This is a genomic window from Martinezella lusitana, assembly GCF_014207095.1.
GTDB lineage: Bacteria > Pseudomonadota > Alphaproteobacteria > Rhizobiales > Rhizobiaceae > Rhizobium > Rhizobium lusitanum_B.
Genome location: NZ_JACHBG010000021.1, coordinates 59115 through 80926 on the forward strand (window position 1 = coordinate 59115; position 21812 = coordinate 80926).

The 21812-nt window shown below is 60.9% G+C and carries 17 protein-coding genes and 1 pseudogene; 10 read left to right on the forward strand and 8 right to left on the reverse strand.

Features of this window, described 5'->3' with window-relative positions; translation table 11 throughout:
• Window positions 1-53: 53 nt before the first annotated feature.
• On the forward strand, window positions 54-1175 hold the full coding sequence (locus GGD46_RS27425) for a mandelate racemase/muconate lactonizing enzyme family protein (protein ID WP_184709811.1): 1122 nt from the start codon (window positions 54-56) through the stop codon (window positions 1173-1175).
• 38 nt (window positions 1176-1213) lie between these two features.
• Here GGD46_RS27425 and GGD46_RS27430 read toward each other — a convergent pair whose 3' ends face one another.
• Both GGD46_RS27430 and GGD46_RS27435 read right to left on the reverse strand, forming a co-directional pair.
• Complete coding sequence (locus tag GGD46_RS27430) at window positions 1214-2425, reverse strand: acyltransferase (protein WP_184709813.1); 1212 nt, start codon at window positions 2423-2425, stop codon at window positions 1214-1216.
• Between the two features lie 171 nt (window positions 2426-2596).
• Window positions 2597-3172 carry an NADPH-dependent FMN reductase gene (locus GGD46_RS27435; protein ID WP_184709815.1) on the reverse strand — a complete coding sequence of 192 codons (576 nt, stop codon included), beginning with the start codon at window positions 3170-3172 and terminating at the stop codon, window positions 2597-2599.
• Between the two features lie 73 nt (window positions 3173-3245).
• Here GGD46_RS27435 and soxR point away from each other — a divergent pair, with 73 nt between their 5' ends.
• A complete protein-coding gene (soxR, locus tag GGD46_RS27440; RefSeq protein WP_184709817.1) occupies window positions 3246-3710 on the forward strand; it encodes a redox-sensitive transcriptional activator SoxR in 465 nt (154 codons plus the stop codon).
• A 10-nt stretch (window positions 3711-3720) separates the two neighbouring features.
• Here soxR and glpD read toward each other — a convergent pair whose 3' ends face one another.
• Both glpD and GGD46_RS27450 read right to left on the reverse strand, forming a co-directional pair.
• Window positions 3721-5262, reverse strand: coding sequence for a glycerol-3-phosphate dehydrogenase (glpD, locus tag GGD46_RS27445; protein WP_210325735.1), 1542 nt, complete (start codon window positions 5260-5262; stop codon window positions 3721-3723).
• A gap of 85 nt (window positions 5263-5347) precedes the next feature.
• A complete protein-coding gene (locus GGD46_RS27450; RefSeq protein WP_184709819.1) occupies window positions 5348-6121 on the reverse strand; it encodes a DeoR/GlpR family DNA-binding transcription regulator in 774 nt (257 codons plus the stop codon).
• Window positions 6122-6218: 97 nt separating this feature from the next.
• Here GGD46_RS27450 and GGD46_RS27455 point away from each other — a divergent pair, with 97 nt between their 5' ends.
• From GGD46_RS27455 to GGD46_RS27490, 8 genes are all read left to right on the forward strand, one after another.
• Window positions 6219-6989, forward strand: a complete 771-nt coding sequence (locus tag GGD46_RS27455; protein ID WP_184709821.1) for an SDR family NAD(P)-dependent oxidoreductase — start codon at window positions 6219-6221, stop codon at window positions 6987-6989.
• A gap of 102 nt (window positions 6990-7091) precedes the next feature.
• Complete coding sequence (locus tag GGD46_RS27460; protein ID WP_184709823.1) at window positions 7092-7418, forward strand: ArsR/SmtB family transcription factor; 327 nt, start codon at window positions 7092-7094, stop codon at window positions 7416-7418.
• Window positions 7419-7528: 110 nt separating this feature from the next.
• Window positions 7529-8422 (forward strand): LysR family transcriptional regulator, encoded by an 894-nt coding sequence (locus tag GGD46_RS27465; RefSeq protein ID WP_184709825.1) that lies wholly within the window; start codon window positions 7529-7531, stop codon window positions 8420-8422.
• Window positions 8423-8586: 164 nt separating this feature from the next.
• Entirely contained in the window at window positions 8587-9066 is a 480-nt protein-coding gene (locus tag GGD46_RS27470; protein ID WP_184709827.1) for a formate dehydrogenase subunit gamma, read from the forward strand.
• The gene (locus GGD46_RS27475; RefSeq protein ID WP_184709829.1) at window positions 9063-10619 is read left to right on the forward strand and encodes a formate dehydrogenase beta subunit; all 1557 of its coding nucleotides are present in this window, start codon (window positions 9063-9065) and stop codon (window positions 10617-10619) included. The genes GGD46_RS27470 and GGD46_RS27475 overlap by 4 nt, the downstream gene beginning before the upstream one ends.
• A 5-nt stretch (window positions 10620-10624) precedes the next feature.
• Window positions 10625-13504, forward strand: coding sequence for a formate dehydrogenase subunit alpha (gene fdhF / locus GGD46_RS27480; RefSeq protein WP_184709831.1), 2880 nt, complete (start codon window positions 10625-10627; stop codon window positions 13502-13504).
• Between the two features lie 235 nt (window positions 13505-13739).
• Window positions 13740-14567: a formate dehydrogenase accessory sulfurtransferase FdhD gene (gene fdhD / locus GGD46_RS27485; RefSeq protein WP_184709833.1), complete on the forward strand. Its 828-nt coding sequence runs from the start codon at window positions 13740-13742 to the stop codon at window positions 14565-14567.
• Window positions 14557-14823, forward strand: coding sequence for a formate dehydrogenase subunit delta (locus GGD46_RS27490; protein ID WP_184709835.1), 267 nt, complete (start codon window positions 14557-14559; stop codon window positions 14821-14823). Before fdhD ends, GGD46_RS27490 begins: the two co-directional genes overlap by 11 nt.
• Window positions 14824-15195: 372 nt before the next feature.
• On the opposite strand, the pseudogene GGD46_RS34050 reads toward GGD46_RS27490, so the two are convergent.
• From GGD46_RS34050 to GGD46_RS27505, 4 genes and pseudogenes are all read right to left on the reverse strand, one after another.
• A pseudogene (locus GGD46_RS34050) lies at window positions 15196-15463 on the reverse strand (chemotaxis protein); the annotation flags it as partial.
• 246 nt (window positions 15464-15709) lie between these two features.
• Entirely contained in the window at window positions 15710-16186 is a 477-nt protein-coding gene (locus tag GGD46_RS27495; protein ID WP_184709837.1) for a chemotaxis protein CheW, read from the reverse strand.
• 156 nt (window positions 16187-16342) lie between these two features.
• Window positions 16343-17278, reverse strand: a complete 936-nt coding sequence (gene rocF / locus GGD46_RS27500) for an arginase (protein WP_184709839.1) — start codon at window positions 17276-17278, stop codon at window positions 16343-16345.
• A gap of 317 nt (window positions 17279-17595) precedes the next feature.
• Window positions 17596-21780, reverse strand: coding sequence for a translocation/assembly module TamB domain-containing protein (locus tag GGD46_RS27505; RefSeq protein WP_184709841.1), 4185 nt, complete (start codon window positions 21778-21780; stop codon window positions 17596-17598).
• Window positions 21781-21812: the final 32 nt, after the last annotated feature.

Sequence of the window (21812 nt, forward strand, 5' to 3'; positions counted from 1 at the left end):
TTCAAGGCGGTAACGCTTTGGGGATCATGCCCGGAGGATAAAGGGGAGCCATAATGAGCAAGATTGTTTCCATCGAAATCACCCATCATTGCCTGCCGCTCGATCCGGCGTTCAAGGCGAGCTGGGATGGGCGCCCGCGCAAGCATTTCGATGCGACCATTGTCCGCGTCAGGGATGATGAGGGCCGGGAAGGCATCGGCTCCGGCGACCTTATGAAGGGTTTCGAAGGCCACGAGGATCTGTTCATTGGGCAGGACCCGCGGCATGTCGAACGGCATTATGAAGTCCTCTCGCATATCAACTTCCATTACGGCCGCTGCTGGCCGATGGATCTGGCGCTGTGGGACCTTTCCGGTAAGATCACCGGCGAGCCGGTCTGGCGGATGCTCGGCGGTCGCGCCAGCCGCGTTCGGCTCTATGCATCCTCTGGCGTGCTGCGCGAACCCTCCGCTATGGCCGATCAAGCCGAGCGCTATATCGATGAGGGCTTTCCGGCCATGAAGGTGCGCTTCTCCTCGTCCTCGGGCGGGCGTGGCGGCTGGCGTGAGGACGTCAAGGCGCTCGAAGCGATCCGCGCCCGCGTCGGCGACCGTCTGGAGCTGATGGTCGACTGCAATCAGGGCTGGCGCATGCCATGGGATACGACATTGCCGTGGACCTTCAAGGATGCGCTTGCTGTCGCGAGGGAATTGGAGCGGCTCGGCGTCTACTGGATGGAGGAGCCGCTTTACCGCTCGGACCGCAAGGGCATGAAGGAGTTGAAACAGGCGACTTCGGTGCGCATCGTCGGCGGCGAGATGACGCGCGAACTCTATGAATTCCGCGATATCATCGAGGAGCGCGCCTTTGACGTCATCCAGCCCGATGTCGCGCTCGTCGGCGGTATCACCGGTTGCCGGCGCCTCGCCTATCAGGCGCGCGAGGCGGGCGTGCAATTTACGCCGCATTCCTGGACGAACGGCATAGGCGTGCTCGCCAATGCGCATCTGACTGCCGGTGTTGCCGATGCCGCCTGGCTCGAATATCCCTATGACAATCCGGAGTGGAGCGAGGCCCGCCGTGATTATCCGATGGCGTCGCCGCTCAAGCATCATGCCGGCTGGCTGGATCTGGGCGTTGCGCCCGGTCTCGGCATCGTTCTCGACGAGGAGCGCCTGAAGGCGACGCGCATCTAGGCCGAGCCGTCCTTACGACAGTTTCGCGTGCCGGCCCGTCACGCGGTGGCGGGCCGCATCATTGTCGTTTCTCGGGTGCGCGTCCAACGCATGACGGGGCGCTCGAGCAGCACATAGCTCAGCGTGCCGATGGCGAAGATGATTGCGGTTGCGACGAGGCTTGATGTGATCCAGCCGCCAAGTACGTCATCCGAGCCGGTGCCGAAGGAAGACGGGAAGAGCTGAGGCATCAAGGTAAGCACAATATCCTGCCAGATATAGACGCCGAAAGAGACTGTGGCGATGTAGCGGCTCAGGCGGTTGTCGAGCAATTTTGCCAGAAACCGTGATTGCGGGAGCGCAGCAAGCGCAATGGCGACCGCCAGGGGAAGCGCTGGGAATTGATAGGGAACGCCGAGCCAAGCGTAGCCTTCCGCCGCACCGCCAATGGACTGCGGCAATTGCCATGCACCCATGGCGATCGCGAGCGCTCCGATGATATCGTAGATCACCGAGCGGCGAGCCGAGAGGATGGTCTGGATTCCGGCGGCCAGCGCGCCGATCGCAAATATTGCGAAGAAGCCGATAGGGTTGTAGCGCGGCATCCATTCCTTGGCGCCGCCCTGGAAGCCGTATTGCCATCCCCGCCCGACGCTATCCGTCGGGAAATAGGTAACGACCAGCGAATGGCCGATCAGCGATACCGCGATGATCCCGATCCAAAGGAGGCGGCTGACGAGTGGGGAGCGTGATCTCAGCTTCGGATGGAACAGCAGCAGGAAGCCGATTGGCATCAGGACATAGCAGGTCGTCTCGAAGGGGATCGACCATAGAGGGCCGTCTCCCTGCACCGGGAAAAAGGTGCGCCAATGCCACTGGCTCATCAGGAAGAAGCCGGCGATGTATCGGCCCACAAGCTCCATATCGAACGGAAAGCCATAGACTGTGAAGCTAATCACAAAGCCGACGGTTAGAGCGAACCAGAAGCCCGGCAGGACGCGTGCTGCGCGGCGCATGGCGTAGATTCTCAGTGACGGCAGGGGGTGACCACCGTCGAGTGCCAACCAGAAGGGGCGGGCGAGGAGGAAGCCGCTCAGAACGAAGAAGGCCGAAACGCCGTGATTGCCGAAACGTCCGATCAAGAAGGTCACGTCCAAATCTGGGGGGATTTTGTAGAAATTCATGCGGAGCACGAGATGGTGCACAAGCACCATCAGACATGCGACGGCGCGCATGAAATCCGCTCCTCCCAGACGCCTGTCATGCTCCATTTCCGTGTCCGCCGAAACTCCTCTGCATTGGGTTAGGTCATCACGGCGATTTCGGCAAGATGGATCCTTGAAAGCATGACGCCCGAGCCTTTAATGCAAGGCCCGGGCGTCGAACCGATCTCTCGCACCTGCCAGAAACGAGAGGCCGGATTCACATGTTGCCGGGACCGATCAAGCGGCGATGGAGCGGTAGGGACGCGTTCCGCGAGCCGGCTTCAGGGCATTGCTCCACCAGGTCAGCCGCGCGATCATGAGAACGAGGGATTTTCTGGCTTCGAGCGGATTTTCCAGCGTGCCGTCCTCGGCAAACCGGCCCCACGGATTGGCAAAGCTGACGGTATCGCGCACGGTCACGGTATGCAGCTCGGCGAAGACCAGCCGCAATTGCTCCACGGCGCGCAGGCCGCCGGAAATGCCGCCATAGCAAACGAAGGCGACGGGCTTGCCGTGCCAGGGTTCGTAGACGAGATCGAGCACGAACTTCAGCGAGGCCGTAAAGCTATGATTATATTCCGGTGTGATGATGATGAAGGCGTCCGCTGCGGCGAGCCGCGCGGAAAGGGCGGCGACGCCGTCGTGCGTGCGGTCATGCTGGAACGGCAAATCGAATTCGAGAGGATCGATCACATCGATTTCGAGAAGGGGATAGTGCACCAATTCCCGAGCGACCCAATTGACCACCCGGTCACATAAGCGGCCCGGACGGGTGCTGCCGTAAACGATAGCCAGCCGGGTTGGTTCCGTCATGTCTTGCTCCTGCTTTACGCGCTCTGGAGCTTAGCTTATAAAACCTCAAGTAAAGTTGAGGTCAATAGTGCAAATGGGAAAAATCGAACCTGGTCAATTTTCCAGGCTGCTGACGGTCGGCGAGGTGGCGGCGCGGAGCGGCGTAGCGGTTTCGGCGCTGCATTTTTACGAGGCGAGAGGACTGATCGAAAGTCAGCGCAGCCGCGGGAATCAGCGGCGCTATGCCCGCGAAGTGCTGCGCCGGGTGGCGATCATCAAGGTGGCGCAGCGGGTCGGCATTCCGCTTGCCGAGGTTCAGGAGGCGCTGCAATCGCTGCCGCAGGGGCGCCCGCTAACGGCGGCGGACTGGAAGATGCTTTCCGCGCGCTGGAAGGACGATCTCGATACCCGCATCAGGCGTCTGCAGGGGTTGCGCGATCAGTTCAACGGCTGCATTGGCTGCGGTTGTCTCTCGATGGATAGCTGTCCGCTCAGAAATCCGTGGGATCGTCTTTCCAGTGAAGGCGCAGGCCCGCGCCTGCTCGATCCTGACGATTGAAGTGGAGGCGCTATGCGTGGACGCGGTTGTCCGCCATATAGTCTTCGAGCGCGGCAGCTTCCTCTTTCGAAAGATAAAGGCCTTTCTTGGAGCGGCGCCAGAGAATGTCGGCAGCGTTATAGGCCCATTCGTGTTCCGTCAGATAGCGCACTTCGGCCTCGTAGAGATCGCTTCCGAAACAGCGACCGAGATCGGCGATCGTCTTGGCGTCGCCGAGGATCATCGTGGCTCGCGTTCCATAGCGGCGGACCAGACGGCGGGCATGCGGATCGGCCAGGAAGGGATAGCGCGACTTCAGCTTTGAGACTTCGCCGTCGTAGCCGCGAACCGGAAAGTCACCGCCCGGCAGCGAGCTTTTCGCCGTCCATGGCGTGCCCTTCAGGCCGATGGCTTCACCGATCTTCTCCAGCGCATGTTCGCTCAGGCGGCGATAAGTCGTGAGCTTGCCGCCGAAGACATTGAGAAGCGGCGCCTGGCCTTCCTCGCCCTCGACCTTCAAGACATAATCGCGTGTCGCTTCCTGCGCCTTCGACGCGCCGTCGTCATAAAGCGGGCGTACGGCAGAATAGGTCCAGACGATATCCTCGGGCCGTACGGGCTCCTTGAAATATTCGCTGGCGGCGTTGCACAGATAGGCGGTTTCCTCCTCGCTGATCTTCACATCCTTCGGATCGTCCTTGAAGTCGCGATCCGTGGTGCCGATCAGCGTGAAGTCATTTTCATAGGGAATGGCGAAGATGATGCGGTTGTCCGGGTTCTGGAAGAAGTAGGCGCGGGGACCGTCGAACTTCTTGCGTACGATGATGTGGCTGCCCTGAACGAGGCGGACATTGTGTACCTGGTTCTTGCCGAAGGTGTCGGACAAAACGTGATCGACCCACGGACCTGCGGCATTGACCAGCATGCGGGAGCGAAACAGGCGCTTTTCGCCGGTGATCGTGTTTTCCGTTTCGATCGCCCAGACGGCGCCCTCGCGTCGCGCGGAAATTACCTTCGTTCGCGGCAGGATCGTCGCGCCGCGATCGGCGGCATCGCGGGCGTTCAGCACCACCATGCGGGCGTCGTCGACCCAGCCGTCGGAATATTCGAAGGCTTTGGTGAAGAGCTCCTTCAGCGGCTTGCCGGCAGGATCGGTCTTCATGTCGAGCGTCGCTGTCGGTGGCAGCAGTTTCCGCCCGCCGAGGTGATCGTAGAGGAAGAGGCCGAGGCGGATAAGCCAGGCCGGCCGAATGCCGCCCTTATGGTAGGGCAGCACGAAACGCATCGGCCAGATGATGTGCGGCGCCATCGCCCACAGCACTTCGCGTTCCATCAGGGATTCGCGCACGAGCCGGAATTCATAATGTTCGAGATAGCGCAGGCCGCCGTGAATGAGCTTGGTGGCGCCGGACGATGTGCCGGAGGCGAAATCGTTCATTTCGGCGAGGGCGACCTTGTAGCCGCGCCCCATGGCGTCACGGGCAATGCCGCATCCGTTGATGCCGCCGCCGATAACGAAAATATCGTAGACCTGTTCGCTCACCCGCCACTCCGCAAAGGCACGCAATCTCATGAAGATGAAAATCCGAAAGATAATCCATCTAAAATGAAATAGATACGAATGTCAAACGAAGGTTTGTTGACTGAAAGCGCGCCGATCAGTCCGGTCGTTTGGCAGTCTCCACCAGGCGCACGCTATGCTCGGCCGCGATGGTGCGCACGGATTCAATACTGCATTCGTCTGTGACAAAGGTGTGAACCTGCGACAGATGCCCGATTCGCACCGGGGCAGTGCGTTCGAACTTGGTGCTGTCGGCCACGAGGATGACATGCCGGGCATTGGCGATGATGGCTTGAGCCACTTTCACTTCGCGAAAATCGAAATCGAGAAGGGCGCCGTCGGTATCGATCGCCGAAGCGCCGATCACCGCATAGTCGACCTTGAACTGGCGGATGAAATCGACGGCCGCTTCGCCGACGATGCCGCCATCCGAGCCGCGCACGACACCACCGGCAATGACGACCTCGATCGATGGAAATATGCGCAACTTATTGGCAACGTTGATGTTATTGGTAATCACCATTAATTCGTGATGCCCGAGCAGCGCCTCGCCGACGGCCTCGGTCGTCGTGCCGATATTGATGAAGAGCGAACTGTTATTGGGGATCAGGCCGGCGGCCGCGCGGCCGATTGCTTGCTTTTCGGAGGCGGCGATCGAGCGGCGCGCCTCGTATTTCACATTCTCCGTGCCGCCGGGGAAAATTGCGCCGCCATGCACGCGCGACAGCACGCGGCCGTCGCAGAGGTCGTTCAGATCCTTGCGGATGGTCTGCGGCGTCACGGAGAAGCGCGAAGCCAGTTCTTCAACCAGTACGCGCCCTTCGGCCTTGGCGATCTCGAGAATCTCAGTCTGGCGCCCGGACAGGAACATGGGGCTTGCTCCCTTTCTTTCGTTTTTTCGCCATCATATGGTAAAGTGAAAATTCCGCAATTACCGAGACGCGAATTGCGCGTTTGGGGAGGTCGTCGTGTTTCATCCGAAGCTTTTCGAAAATCGCAATGTCGTCATCACCGGCGCCGGTCGCGGCATAGGGCTGGAGGTGGCACGGCAGTTTCTCGATTGTGGCGCCCATGTTCTCGTGCATATCGGCCGCGACGCCGATCGCGAGCTGCCGGATTTTCTGATGGAGGCCGAAGCCGACCGTCGTGCTTTCCTTATTGCCGGCGATTTCGCCACAGGCCACGGCGCGCGGGATTTCATCGCTGCTGCCGGCGAGCGCTTTGATCGTGTCGATGTGCTCGTCAACAATGCCGGCACCATGGTTGGCCGATTTCCGGCGGGCGAGCTGACGGACGAGCAATATGAAAAGATCGTTCATCTCAACCAGACTTCCGTCATGGAGGTCACCCGGGGCGTGTTGCCGCTGCTGCGGGCATCGGGAGACGCGGCGATCGTCAACACCGTGTCGATATCCGCGCTGACCGGCGGCAGCCCGGGCTCCGCCATCTATTCGGCGTCGAAAGCCTTTGTCGCCACCTATTCGAAAGCCCTGGCGCGGGAGCTGGCGCCGGATGGCATTCGGGTGAATTGCGTCTCGCCCGGCACGATCGAGACGGACTTTCACGAGCGCTATTCTTCCCGGGAGAAGCTGGAACAGACGCGCAAATCCACTCCGCTTCAGCGACTTGGAACGCCGGGCGATTGCGCTCCTGCCTATCTCTTTCTCGCCGCGTCGACGCTTTCCGGCTATATCACCGGGCAGGTGCTCGAGATCAATGGCGGTCAGCTTATCTGCTGAAAAGTCGGACCTTTTTTGGTTTTCGTGTCATTTTTAAATCAACTTGCGGTTTGATGATATTATAAGCATGCCTTTATGTGAATTCTCACTAGAGGCAGTGAAATGTCGTCGTCTCCACTGCAGGGCAGTGCCGCAGAGCACAGTGTCGAGGAAATGACAGAGAAGGCGCGCAAGGCCAGCGCCTTGCTCAAAGCTCTTTCGCATGAAACCCGGCTGGCCATTCTTTTCATGTTGGCCAAGCGGGAAAAGACCGTGATGGAACTGGAAGCACTCCTCGATCTGCCTCAGGCCGTGGTTTCGCAGCATTTGGCGCGCCTGCGACTCGACAAGCTGGTCGATACGCGCCGCGAGGGGCGGCTCATCCATTATGCCGTGTCGCGCTCGGAAATCTGTGCCGTGATCGATTCGTTGCATGAGGCGTTCTGCTGAAGCGCGCGCATGCCCCTGCCGCAAACCGCTCGATTGTCGAGATCTAAAGCGACCCTGCATGTTGCGCTTGCCGACCTGCGGGTCTAACTCTTTCGTTTCGGGAGAGTGGGATGATCGACAAGCTGGAATTCTTCATCGCGCTTGCGAATCAGAAGCACTTTGGTCGCGCTGCCGAAGAATGCGGCGTGACGCAGCCGACTTTGTCTGCGGCGATCCGGCAATTGGAAGATCAGCTGGGCGTCATGCTCGTCAGCCGCGGTTCGCGCTTTCAGGGGCTGACGCCGGAAGGGCAGCGCGTACTCGAATGGGCGCGACGCATTGTCGGCGACAGCCGCACGATGCGCGAGGAGATGCGAGCGGCGCGCAAGGGCCTCGCCGGCCATATCCGGATTGCGGCCATTCCGACGGCTCTCGCGATGGTGTCGCGCATCACCACGCCTTTCCAGGAAAGGCACCCGGACGTCACCTTCTCCATCATCTCACGCAATTCGCTGCAGGTTCTGGGCCTGCTCGAAAATCTCGAGATCGATGCCGGCATCACCTATCTGGAAAATGAGCCGCTCGGCCGTGTCACCAGCGTACCCCTTTATGCCGAGCGCTATCATTTGATTACCGCAGCCGGTAGCCCGTTTTCTGACCGGGAGAGCGTCACCTGGAAGGAGGTTGGCAATCTTCGGCTTTGTCTATTGACTGCCGACATGCAGAATCGCCGAATTATCAACCGGCATCTCGCCGAAGCCGGCATCGAAGCAACGCCGACACTCGAATCCAATTCGATGATCGTGCTGTTTTCCCATGTCCAGACTGGGCGCTGGGCGAGCATCATGCCGAAGAATATCGCCGATTCCTTCGGTTTTCCCGTCGATATTCGCAAGATCCCGATAACCGAACCGGATGCCGAGCATCTGGTCGGGCTGGTCGCCACGCATCGCGAGCCATTCACGCCACTCGTCTCCGCTCTGCTGCATGAGGCAAGATTGCTGGCGGAGAGCAGCAAGGCTTGATAGAAATTTTCTATCAACTGACGGGACTGCCTTATTGATCCGCAGGCCTCTCCCTGCGACCTTACTGATGGGCGTGTCGATCGCGCGCCACGGAGGAAATGCCGCATAAGCGTTTTACGAAAATTCGCCTTCGATTTTCGAAACCTGTGCGCGGGAGGCTGTTAATGAGTTTGAATCAGGCTGCGGGCGATGTAGCAACCCGCGCCGGAACCATCATCGATAGCATGAAATCGATGGAGGGGCCGCTTCTACCCATCCTGCATGGGATTCAGGAAGAGTTTGGCTATGTGCCGCAGGATGCACTGCCGTTGATTGCCAAGGCGCTGAACCTCTCCCGCGCTGAAGTGCATGGGGTCATGACCTTTTATCATGACTATCGCGACCATCCAGCCGGCCGCCATGTCCTTAAGCTCTGTCGTGCCGAGGCCTGTCAGTCGATGGGCGGCGATGCGTTGGCAGAGCGTGTCAAGCAGTTGCTAGGCATCGATTTCCATCAGACGACACTCGATGGCAGCGTTACGTTGGAGCCGGTCTACTGTCTTGGCCTCTGCGCGTGCTCGCCGACTGCGATGCTGGATGGAGAGCTTCATGGCCGGCTCGACGCCGAGAGCATAGAAGACCTCGTGAAGGAGGCGCGCCAATGACCCTGACCATCTATATCCCCCGCGATGCCGCCGCCCTTTCGCTGGGGGCTGAGAAGGTGGCGAAATCGGTCGCGCAGGAAATCGCCAAACGCGGCCTCGACGCGCGCATCGTGCGCAACGGCTCGCGCGGCATGTTCTGGCTTGAGCCTTTGGTCGAGGTCGAGATCGGCGGCAAACGCATCGGCTACGGGCCTATGAAGGCAAAGGACGTCTCCGGTCTGTTCGATGCCGGGCTCGCTGAAGGCGGCGAGCATCCGCTCTGTCTTGGGGAGGTCGAAAATCTCCCGTTCCTGAAAGAGCAGACCCGCCTGACCTTCGCCCGCTGCGGCATCACCGATCCGCTTTCGCTGCAGGATTATGAGGCGCATGGTGGCCTCAAGGGGCTGCGTCGTGCCATCGGCATGGCGGCTGGCGATATCGTCAAGGAAGTCACCGATTCCGGCCTTCGCGGTCGCGGTGGCGCGGGCTTTCCGACCGGCATCAAGTGGAAGACAGTGCTCGATGCGGCAGGCGACCGCAAATACATCGTCTGCAATGCCGATGAGGGCGATAGCGGCACTTTTGCCGACCGGATGATCATGGAAGGCGATCCTTTCGTGCTGATCGAGGGCATGGTGATAGCCGGCCTGGCGACCGGGGCGACGAAGGGTTTCGTCTACACGCGTTCGGAATATCCGCATGCGATTGCTGCGATGACCGAAGCGGTCGAAATCGCGCGCAAGGCCGGTGTTCTCGGCGCTTCGGTGCTTGGTTCCGGCAAGGCTTTCGATATGGAGATCCGGACCGGCGCCGGCGCTTATGTCTGCGGCGAGGAAACGGCACTGCTGAACAGTCTGGAAGGCAAGCGCGGGGTCGTGCGCGCCAAGCCGCCGCTGCCGGCGCACAAGGGTCTGTTCGACTGTCCGACCGTCATCAACAACGTGATTTCGCTCGCCTCCGTGCCCGTCATCATGGACAAGGGCGCCGCCTTCTACCGCGATTTCGGCATGGGCCGCTCGCGCGGCACGATCCCGCTGCAGATCGCCGGCAACGTTAAGTATGGTGGCCTTTACGAGACGGCCTTCGGCCTGTCGCTTGGCGATATCGTCGACCGGATCGGCGGCGGCACGGCCAGCGGGCGGCCGGCCAAGGCGGTGCAGGTGGGCGGGCCGCTTGGCGCCTATTTCCCGCGCACCTTGTTCGACACGCCGTTCGACTATGAGGCCTTTGCGGCCAAGGACGGACTGATCGGCCATGCCGGTCTCGTCGTCTTCGACGATACCGCCGACATGCTGAAACAGGCGCGTTTCGCGATGGAATTCTGTGCGGTCGAAAGCTGCGGCAAGTGCACGCCCTGCCGCATCGGCTCCACCCGCGGCGTCGAGACGGCCGACAAGATCGCGCGCGGCATCGAACCGGAGAAGAACAAGGAGCTGCTCGCCGATCTCTGCAATACGATGAAGTTCGGCTCGCTCTGCGCACTCGGCGGTTTCACGCCCTATCCTGTCATGAGCGCGATGACCCATTTTCCGGAGGATTTTTCTCCGGCTCCCTTGATTGAAGCGGCGGAGTAAGAGCCATGTCCCTCGTTCCAGAAATCGATTACGGCACGCCGGCCTCCACCTCCGAAACCATGGTGACGCTGACCATCGACGGGCGCCAGATCACCGTGCCTGAAGGCACGTCGATCATGCGCGCCTCGATGGAGGCCGGTATCGAGGTGCCGAAGCTCTGCGCCACCGACATGATCGATGCCTTCGGCTCCTGCCGGCTCTGTCTCGTCGAGATCGAAGGCCGCAACGGCACGCCGGCCTCGTGCACGACGCCCGTCGCTCCCGGTCTCGTCGTCCACACGCAGACGGGCCGGCTGAAGGACATCCGCCGCGGTGTGATGGAGCTCTATATCTCCGACCATCCGCTCGACTGTCTGACCTGTGCCGCCAACGGTGATTGCGAATTGCAGGATATGGCCGGCGCGGTTGGCCTGCGTGACGTGCGCTATGGCTATGATGGCGACAATCACGTCAAGGCGCGCAACAATGGCGACATTAATCTGAAATGGACGCCGAAAGACGAGTCGAATCCTTATTTTACGTTTGATCCCTCGAAGTGCATCGTCTGCTCGCGCTGTGTGCGCGCCTGCGAGGACGTGCAGGGCACCTTTGCGCTGACCATTGAGGGCCGTGGCTTCGGCTCGCGCGTCTCGCCCGGCATGCACGAGAGTTTCATCGACAGCGAATGCGTTTCCTGTGGCGCCTGCGTGCAGGCCTGCCCGACCGCGACGCTGATCGAAAAATCCGTGATCTCGATCGGCCAGCCGGAACATTCTGTTGTCACCACCTGTGCCTACTGCGGCGTCGGCTGCTCCTTCAAGGCGGAGATGCGCGGCGAGGAAGTGGTGCGCATGGTGCCCTGGAAGGACGGCCAGGCCAATCGCGGCCATTCCTGCGTCAAGGGTCGTTTCGCCTATGGCTATTCGACCCACAAGGACCGCATCCTCAACCCGATGGTCCGCGAGAAGGTGACCGATCCCTGGCGCGAAGTGACCTGGGATGAGGCCTTTGCCCATATCGCCACCGAGTTCAAGCGGCTGCAATACCAGTACGGCCGCGATTCGATCGGCGGCATTACCTCGTCGCGCTGCACCAATGAAGAGACCTATCTGGTGCAGAAGCTGGTGCGTGCGGGCTTCGGCAACAACAATGTCGATACCTGCGCCCGCGTCTGCCATTCGCCCACCGGTTATGGTCTCGGCCAGGCCTTCGGCACCTCAGCCGGCACGCAGAATTTCGACAGCGTCGAGCATTCCGATGTCGTCATCGTCATCGGCGCCAACCCGACGGACGGCCACCCGGTCTTCGGCTCGCGCCTGAAGAAGCGGCTCCGTCTGGGCGCCAAACTCATCGTCATCGATCCGCGCCGCATCGATCTGGTGCGCACGCCGCATGTCGAGGCCAGCTATCATCTGCCGCTGAAGCCGGGCACCAATGTCGCCATGATGACGGCGCTGGCTCATGTGATCGTCACCGAGGGCCTGTTCGACGAGAAATTCATCCGAGAACGCTGCGACTGGTCAGAGTTCGAAGATTGGGCAGCCTTCGTTTCCGAGCCGCAGCACAGCCCGGAAGAAACGGAAAAATACACCGGCGTTCCGGCCGATCTCGTGCGCGGCGCGGCTCGCCTCTATGCCAAGGGCGGCAATGGCGCAATCTATTACGGCCTCGGCGTCACCGAACACAGCCAGGGCTCGACCACCGTCATGGCGATCGCCAATCTCGCGATGGTGACGGGCAATATCGGCCGTCCGGGCGTGGGCGTTAACCCGCTGCGCGGCCAGAACAACGTGCAGGGCTCATGCGACATGGGCTCCTTCCCGCACGAGCTGCCGGGCTATCGCCACATCTCCGACGATGCGACCCGCGATATCTTCGAAAAGCTCTGGGGCGTGAAGCTCGCCAACGAGCCGGGCCTGCGCATCCCGAACATGCTCGATGCCGCCGTCGACGGCACGTTCAAGGGCCTCTACATCCAGGGTGAAGACATCCTCCAGTCCGATCCGGATACCAAGCATGTCGCAGCCGGCCTTGCCGCGATGGAATGCGTCGTCGTCCACGATCTCTTCCTCAACGAGACGGCCAACTACGCGCATGTCTTCCTGCCCGGCTCGACCTTCCTGGAAAAGGACGGCACCTTCACCAATGCCGAGCGCCGCATCAATCGCGTGCGCAAGGTCATGACCCCGCGCAACGGCTATGCAGACTGGGAAGTGACGCAGAAGATGGCGCAGGCCATGGGTCTCGGCTGGAACTACACGCATCCGTCCGAAATCATGGACGAAATCGCCGCAACGACGCCGAGCTTCGCTTTGGTCTCCTACGACTATCTGGAAAAGATGGGCTCGGTGCAGTGGCCCTGCAACGAGAAGACGCCGCTTGGCTCGCCGATCATGCATATCGACGGCTTTGTGCGCGGCAAGGGCAAATTCATCCGAACGGAGTATGTCCCGACCGACGAACGCACCGGTCCGCGCTTCCCGCTGTTGCTGACGACTGGGCGCATTCTCAGCCAGTACAATGTCGGCGCTCAGACGCGCCGTACGGACAATGTCGTCTGGCACGCGGAGGATCGGTTGGAGATCCATCCGCACGATGCGGAGCAGCGCGGCATCCGCGATGGCGACTGGGTCAAGCTGACAAGCCGCTCCGGCGACACGACGCTGAGGGCACTTATCACCGACCGCGTTGCCCCAGGCGTCGTCTACACGACCTTCCATCACCCCGATACGCAGGCGAATGTGATCACGACTGACTATTCCGACTGGGCAACGAACTGCCCGGAATACAAGGTGACGGCGGTACAGGTCTCGCCATCGAATGGTCCCTCGCAGTGGCAGGTCGACTATGACGAGCAGGCCAAGCAGTCGCGCCGTATCGTCGGGAAGATGGCGGCGGCGGAGTGAATTCGAGGATGCGGAGGAATACCCCCCTCGTCCTTCGGACCTTCGTGACATCTCCCCCACAAGGGGGGAGATCAACGACTCGTGGGACGCTCTCGACTGAAATGGATAGCAAAGCCGCAGCATCAGCAGCCTATTGTTTTGCAGGTACGAAGCGGCACACTCCAAACGATCTCCCCCCTTGTGGGGGAGATGTCGCGATAGCGACAGAGGGGGGTATTTCATACCCCATCATCCAATGACCAAATTCACCCCCACTATAACCGTTCCCGAGACCGCCCGTCGCAACGGCCTGGTCCGCTCGGGCTCCCGCATCGTCCCCGAGGAAGTGCCGATCGCCTTTTCCTATGGCGGGACGTCGCATGCGGTCATGATGGGAACGCCGGCCGACATCGAAGATTTTGCTGTCGGCTTCAGCCTGACCGAAGGTATCATCACGGATATCAATCAGATTGCGGTGATCGAGCCGGTCGAGGACGAGCAGGGGATCGATGTGCAGATTGCCTTGGTCGACGATGCGGCCGATGCGCTGCGGCTGCGCCGCCGGCATATGGCAGGTCCCGTCGGCTGCGGCCTCTGCGGCATCGAATCGATCGAACAGGCGGTGCGGAAGGTGCCTGACGTTTCGAAGGTCGTCTTGAAGCTCACGCAGAAAGATATCGTCAGGGCGATTGCGCTGCTCAACGACGCCCAGCCGCTGCATCGCGAGACCCGCGCAGTGCATGGCGCAGGCTTCTATATACCGTCGGAAGGATTGCTTGCCGTACGCGAGGATGTCGGCCGGCACAATGCGCTCGACAAGCTCTGCGGTGCGGTCATTCGTTCCGGTCGCAAGGGCGCCGATGGCGTCGTGGCTGTGACCAGCCGACTATCGGTCGAAATGGTGCAGAAGGCGGCGATCCTGGGCAGTTCGGTGCTGGTCGCCATTTCCGCGCCGACGGCGCTTGCCATCCGCACCGCCGAAGAGGCCGGCATGACGCTGGTGGCGCTGGTGCGCGGCGACGATTTCGAGATTTTCACCCATCCGCATCGCATCATCACGGGGAGCATCGCCGATGTCGCCTGACGAAACGCCGCACGGCAAGACCGAAACCAAGCTCATCTACATGGCGAACCAGATCGCCACCTTCTTCAAGACCCAGCCAGCGGATGAGGCGGTAGAAGGCGTCGCCACCCATATCAACAAATTCTGGGAGCCGCGTATGCGGCGCCAGCTCTTTGCCATCATCGACAATGGCGATAGCGGGCTCAACCCTCTGGTGCTTGAGGCCGCCGCGCTGATCCACAAGCCGGCGCCGGCGGGGGAAGTTAAGCCGGCTTAGTATTTGGAGAGTGGCGCGGGAGTTCGCCCCGCCTCCGATGAAACTGCTGAATGATGATCGAAATCCCAACCGGTCCGGCTGAAAGATCTTCATGAAACGAGAAAGCCGCCCCGGCTGACGAGGCGGCTTCGCACACTGAAGTCCATGCAGCAGCAATCATGCTGCGTGGCGCATGATCATCTCCCTGACGATCACATCCGCCAGGCGGAACTGTGCGAGCAGCGTGTCAAGCACACCGGCCTCGTTTGCCAACCGGAGGCTTGCGGCGGTGTTTTGTTGCGTCGTCTGATCGAGCGAATTGATCGCCGCGTTGATTTCCTGAGGCGGTCGTCTGTTCCTTCAAGGCTTCCACGATGGCCGCGACGTTGGAGTTGATGTCGCGCCGACCTGGGTGACGATCTCTTCCAGCGCGGCTGCCGCTTCTTCCACGGAGACCGCTTGTTGCTCGGTGCGTCTTGAGAAGGACTCCGCAGAGTTCGCGCGAGCCGGCGGCAACGGCGCCGGCATTCTCGCCAACCGTGGTCAGCGTCTCCGAGAGCCTTTCGACGGTTGCGTTGAAGTCGTGGCGAAGCTGTTCCACTGAGGGCACGAAAGCGTGGTCGAGTGTCTTCGTCAGGTCCCCCTCGGACAGGCATCGAAGCGGCCGGCTGTGCTCGTCGGCACACCAAAAGCTCGGCGCTCCGCACGGGAATGGGAATGGCCGGAATGTTGAGGGTGTATCTCGTTCCTCGCTTCACACGTTAATGATGCGAGAGCTCCATTATTTCGATTATATTTTAGAATATTATAAGTTATAAACTAAATAAAATAAGATTGACTAAACTTAGGTGATAAAAAAAGCCGCCACCCAAAAGGTAGCGGCTTTTTCAAACAACATTATAAGAGTTTAGGCGGCCAGTTCTTCTGCTTCGTTTTCCTTGAACATCTTGGCGAGGTTCAGGAAGCAGATCATGCCGTTTTCGGTGGCGATGATACCTTCGCAATAGGCGCGATCGAAGGAGGCCGTTACTTCCGGAACCGGCTGAACCTGATCGGAAGCGATCGTCAGGATATCGGAAACGCGGTCGACCAGCATGCCGATGACCATGTTGTGGACTTCAGCAACGACGATGGCGCTGCGTTCGTTGGCGACCGTGCTCTGCATGCCGAGCTTGTAGGCGAGGTCGATGATCGGGATGACCGAGCCGCGCAGGTTCATGACGCCGATGACATCGGCAGGGGCATGCGGGATCGGCGTGGACGGTGCCCAGCCGCGGATTTCGCGGATCGTGGTGGTCTTGACGCAGAATTCCTGCTCATGAAGCCGGAAAGCAATGATCTCCAGAGTATCGCCGTTGAAGTTGGTGGAATTGATCGTGGCCATGAACGTTCTTCCCGTTGAACCGTAACGCCGAATCCGGCGCGTTAAGGCCACGATAGAACAAGAACGTTGCTCAAACCTAAATCCGCTTTCCGGGGTTTTCGAGCACGAGAAAAACGTGATCCCGAGCCGCAGGTCGGGATCACGAAGCCGTTGGTGTCAGGCGGCTCTTGTCGGCCGGTCGAAGATGCGGCGGCCGAAGAGGCTTGCTGCCATCTCCACGAGGACGCGGGCGCTCTTGCCGCGATCATCGAGGAAAGGATTGAGTTCGACGAGATCCAGCGACGACACGAGGTTACTGTCGGAGAGCATCTCCATGATGAGATGGGCCTCGCGATAGGTCGCGCCGCCCGGCACAGTCGTTCCGACGCCCGGCGCGATGTCCGGATCGAGAAAATCGACATCGAAGCTGACATGCAGCAGGCCGTTTGCGGCACTGACGGTATCGAGCACCTTGCGCATGATCGCGGCCACGCCTTGTTCGTCAAGCGAACGCATGTCGAAGACATTGACGCCGTGCTCGCGGATTTCCTCGCGCTCGCGTGGATCGACGGAGCGGATGCCGACCTGGAAGACCTTGGTCGGATCGACCAAGGGCCGGCCAGCCGGCAGCACATTGGCGATCTCGGCCTCGCCGCAGAAGAAGGCAACAGGCATGCCGTGAATATTACCGGACGGTGATGTGGCCGGCGAATTGAAATCGGAATGTGCATCCAGCCAAAGGACAAAAAGCGGACGGCCGACTTCCGCTGCGTGACGCGCCATGCCGGAAACGCTGCCCATGGATAGGCTGTGGTCACCCCCAAGGATCAGCGGAAAGCTGCCGGATGACGCGACATCATAGACCTTCTCCTCGAGCGAGCGGGTGAAGGCGCCAACGATTTTCAGATTGTGCGCCTTCGGATCCTCGGGCAGGTCTGCCGCGGGCACGGGGCGCAGGTCACCGCTGTCGGTAACGCGATGGCCAAGCTCGGTCAGCGTGCTCTCGATGCCGGCGATGCGCAGCGCCGTCGGTCCCATGCCGGCGCCGCGGCGACCCGAGCCTTCTTCAAGGGGAACGCCGATCAATGTGATGGTGGTGGATTGCGTATTCATCGGCATTGCTCCGAGGGTTAGATGCTATCTGTCCGGCCATTATCGATTTTCTGCATGACAGCAAAAAGATGGAAAATTGTCGAAAATTGCTGAGCTTTCGACAGATTGTTCAGTGCCATTTGCCAGAATGGCAGGCGCAGAGGTCAAGGTGAGTGCAATTTGCCCAGTGCGCTTCGCAACTATGGCAACGGCCGCCGCCCTGCAATCCTTTCAGGCCGTAGTGAACCCAGGCTGCCAAAGCCAGCGCCGATCAATCGCTTCACAAAGTTCGAATCTGACCTCTTGCTGTAGTACGTCAGGCAACAAGGGTTCCGAACTCAATATTCGCGTTCGTAGACGACACCGGCTTCGCCCGCGCCGTCCGATCCCGCCGCACCGCGCAGTTTTACGCCGCGCCCGACATCCAGATTGATGATCGCCTTGGTGTTGTTGGAGGCGCCCTGCTGGATCTCGATATAGGTACGCTTGTTGATGTATTTGCCGGCGCCGACCTGTGCCTGACCGTTCGCATCGGTCGAAATATCCAGATCGTCGACACCCAGATGGCTGCGAAGTCCTTCGAACAGCGAGGTGGAGCGCCCGCCTGCGAGCTGGCTTGCGGCATCGGCCAGCTGTGCAATCTGCATGGCTGAGAGTTTAGACATGGACTGACCGAAGATCAGCTGTGCGAGAACCTCGTCCTGCGGTAAGGTCGGAGAGGAGGAAAAGCTGATCTGCGGATCGGTAGCGAGGCCACTTACGTTGACCGTGATGGTCGTGGAACCAGCCGTTGACGTCGCTTCCATATTGAGCGCGGGGGTCAGGTCGCCGCCGAACGTGATCTTGCTGCTATCGGTGAAATTCAGCCGGCGGCTCAGGATACTCAAGCGGCCGCGCCGCATGGTGAAGCCGCCGGATACGACTGGTTCCGCCGCTGTGCCGCGGACCGTGAGGCTGCCGCCGAGTTCGGCGTCGATGCCGCGGCCGCGCACGAAAATCTGCGAGGGAGCATCGAGCTGCAGGTCGATGCCGAGCGTCGTCGACTTGCTTCTTGGCCCTTCCGGCTGCTGGTCCTTGAACTGGGCTTTGACGGCGGCCGAGGCGTTCTTGTGCTTGATATTGATCTCGGAGAGCGATGCCGGGAGCTTCTCGGGCACGGTGATCGACGCCTTGTTGATACGCAGATTACCCGTCAGTACCGGCGCGGTCATGAGCGGACCCTTGACGGCGAGCGTGCCGTTGACGGTTGCCGCGACCAGCGTCCCGTCGACATAAGTGGCATCGTTGAACTTCACCTGGATGTCTGCCGGGAAGCCGCTGTCCGGGGCAATGCCGACCGTGCCGCTGCCTGAAATGCTGCCGCCGCTGGCCAGGTTGCCGCTCAAGCGGGAGATGACGGCCTGTTTTCCATCCAGCGTCACGGCTATGGCGAGACCGCTCAAGGTGAGGTTGCGGCGAACGTCGACGAGCTTGGCGCCGTCGGTGGAAATAGAGCCGGTGATGGCAGGCGATGCGGTTGTGCCGCCGACCTGCATGTCGATCCTTGCGGCACCCGTCATGACCAGGCCCTGCGCGGCAAGCTGGCCGGCAAGCGCATCGAACGGCAGATTGCCGGAAAACTTCAGCGCTATGGCTTTGCTGCCGGCGATGGCGACCGTGCCGCCGCCGTTAAGCGCCAGTCCGCTTTGTCCGGTGAGGTTGGTATTGATGGTGACGACATTGTCGGCGAACTTGCCATCCGCCTTGATGCCCAGCGGCGCGAGGCCCGCCGATTTCGTCTGGCTGGTGGCCGCTCCGGACCAGTTGGTCTGGAACGTTACGATGGGTGACGTCGCCTTGCCGGTGACCGATGCGGTGCCCGAAATGACGCCTTCGGCGGCAAGCGTCGGCGCAAAGGCATTGGCAAGGCTTGCCGGGAGATTGACGATCTTGGCGTCGATGTTCAGCGTCTGTCCGGCCGTGCCGTCGACAGTGACGGAGCCGCCGCCGGCCTGAAGCGTCAGTCCGTTCAGCGAGACGATACCATCCTTGATGATGATCTTAGTGGGGGCTGCGAGCTTGACCGGGATCGTGCGCGGCGCGCCGGCGAAGGCGTCGAGGTTGACGGTCGTCTGGCCGCCAGCCGTCTCGACGCTGCCGCGCGTCGTCAGCGGTGCATTGTCATAGTTCGACTTCAGATCGAAGTTGGTGCGGCTGCCCTGCTGGGTGAAGGTCAATCCCAGGTCTGCGATGCGGTTGGCGCCGGAAGCGATAGCATCGGCGCGGATGCTGCCATTGGCCGAAAATGCCTTGAGATCATCGACTGTGAGCGCCACTGCCGGCTTATTGATGACCAGATCGTCGCGACGGATGCCGCTGCCGCTGGCATCGATCTTCAGTCCAATCTTGCCATTCGCGCTCGAAATATCGAGCGAGCCCTTGAGGTCGCCCTCAGCCTTTTGCCCGGCAAGGGCGGCGAGGAGGCTGAGATCGGGAAGGTTGAACGTCATGGTCCCCGATGGTTCGAAGCTCGACGAAAGGTCCAGCTTGCCCTGCAGCTTGTTCGTACCGATTTCGGCTGCCAGGGACGGTATGCTCGTGCGGCCGTCCTTGGAGATGGCGTCTGCCGTGATACGGATCGGCTTGCCGTCGATTGCGCCGCTTGCCTGAATATTGGCCTGCGGAGCCTTGGGATCCGCCGTTCCCGTCACGCCGAGGTCGAGCGTGTCCAGCAGCCGTCCCGCCAGTTTTACGTTGACGGCCTTGAGCTTGGCGTCGATGCCGAGTGCGCTCAGCGGCCCCTTGGCCTTGAGGGCGATGTCGGCTTGCCCCTGCGCATTCGGAACGAGCTTGGAAAGATCGAGCAGCTTGCCCGATAGATCCGATGTCAGCGACTGGTCGTTGAGCGAGACATTGCCGCGAATCTCGGCAACATTGGATTTTATCGCCAGATTGGAGATGCTGAGCTTGGTCGGCACGGTGCCGCCGACTTGGCCCTCCAGAGCAATCGTTCCCTCGAACTTGTTCGATACGCCATCCGGCAGCACGCCGGGCAGGGCGAACAGCTTAAAATTGCCCGTCAGCGCCTTCGATGACAGCGTGTACTTGCCGTTGAGCGTACCGCCGATGCTGGCGCTTTCCAGCGTCGTGTTGTTGAAGCCGATCGTGTCCGGCGAGAGCTGCAGAGGCGCGGTCAGGGCGATCGGCGCGCGGATCAGCCGGTTGAGATCGGCGCCGACGAAGGCCGTCTGTCCGACGACGAGTTTCAGCTGCAACGGACCCGACATGGTTGTGAGATTGAAGGCGTCGCTCCTGGCGCTCAGATTTACCTGGCCGACCTGGCCCTGTGGCGTGCTGGCGCTCTCGATAGCTGCCTTGGCCTCGATTTTCACCGATTGCGCCGCGCCCGTCAGTGCGACGTCGACGCGCGAAATCAGGGCGCGAACCTCGCCGTCGTCCATCGGCCAGCGAAAATCGACGGGGCCGGAGGTGCCGATGAGGTTGGCGTTGAGGCTGTTGTTGCCGGCGGGATCGAGCGTACCCGATGCGGCGACAACGACGCTGCCAGTCGCAAGGTTGCCTGTCTGGATGTCGATCTTGCCCTTGCCGTCGAAGGTCGCTGAAAGATCGATATTCGTCTGGCCGGCAAAAAGCGGGCGCATGGTCGGAGGCAAAAGCGTGTCGACATTGCCGCCGCCCTTGACGTCGATGTGATGAAGACCATCGGCGGAAAGGCTGTGGTGGCCGTTGATGGCGACCGTCGGCTTGCCGTCGAGGGCTGCCTGCAGCTTGCCGGCCCAATTGGACAGCGGGCCTTCGCCCGAGACGTCGATGCTGACGGCGGGGCCACCCGGTAGATGCAGGAGGTTCGCCAGCATGCCGTCCCGCGGTTCGGAAATCTGTGTCTTCAGCTTCAGCTGGTTTTCGGCTGGGGCAAATGCAATGTCGGCGCTCAGCTTGGCATTGGGCACGTCCTGCCTGGAGGCATTGAGCGTCAGACCCATGCTGCCGCTGTTTGCCTTCACGCTGCCGTCGGCGGCCAGAATGAAGTCCTGTCCGGCAACGGCCTGCCCGATGCGAAGATCGGGTAGGGCGATCCTGCCGATATCGATGGCGATGGGCAGGGAGAAACCGCCGCTGCTTGCCGTCTGCGTTTGCTGTGCCGGAGCGACCGTCGCGACTGGCAAGCGCTGGAAATCGATCACATCGGCGGCGACGCGATCGGCATGGAATGTGCCGGTCAACAGCGATAGCGGCGACCAGTCGATCGCGAGATTCTGCACTTTGGCAAAAACGCCCTTCGTGTCGGCGACCGTGATTGAACCGACCTTCAGGTTACCGCTGAGCAGGCCTGATGGGGCCGCAATGGTGATGGTGTGGTCCGGCGTCGAGGCGAGCTTGGCCACCTGGTCGACGGCATAATTCGTAGCCGAAGGTACCATGCCGACGACGAGCACCGCTGCGATCACGAGCAAAAGGATCGCCACGACCGCATAGGCGATCCAGCGTACCAATCTCCCGAGGATTCGAATCAATATGCTCATGAAGGCAACAATAGTCCCAATTTTGTAACCGC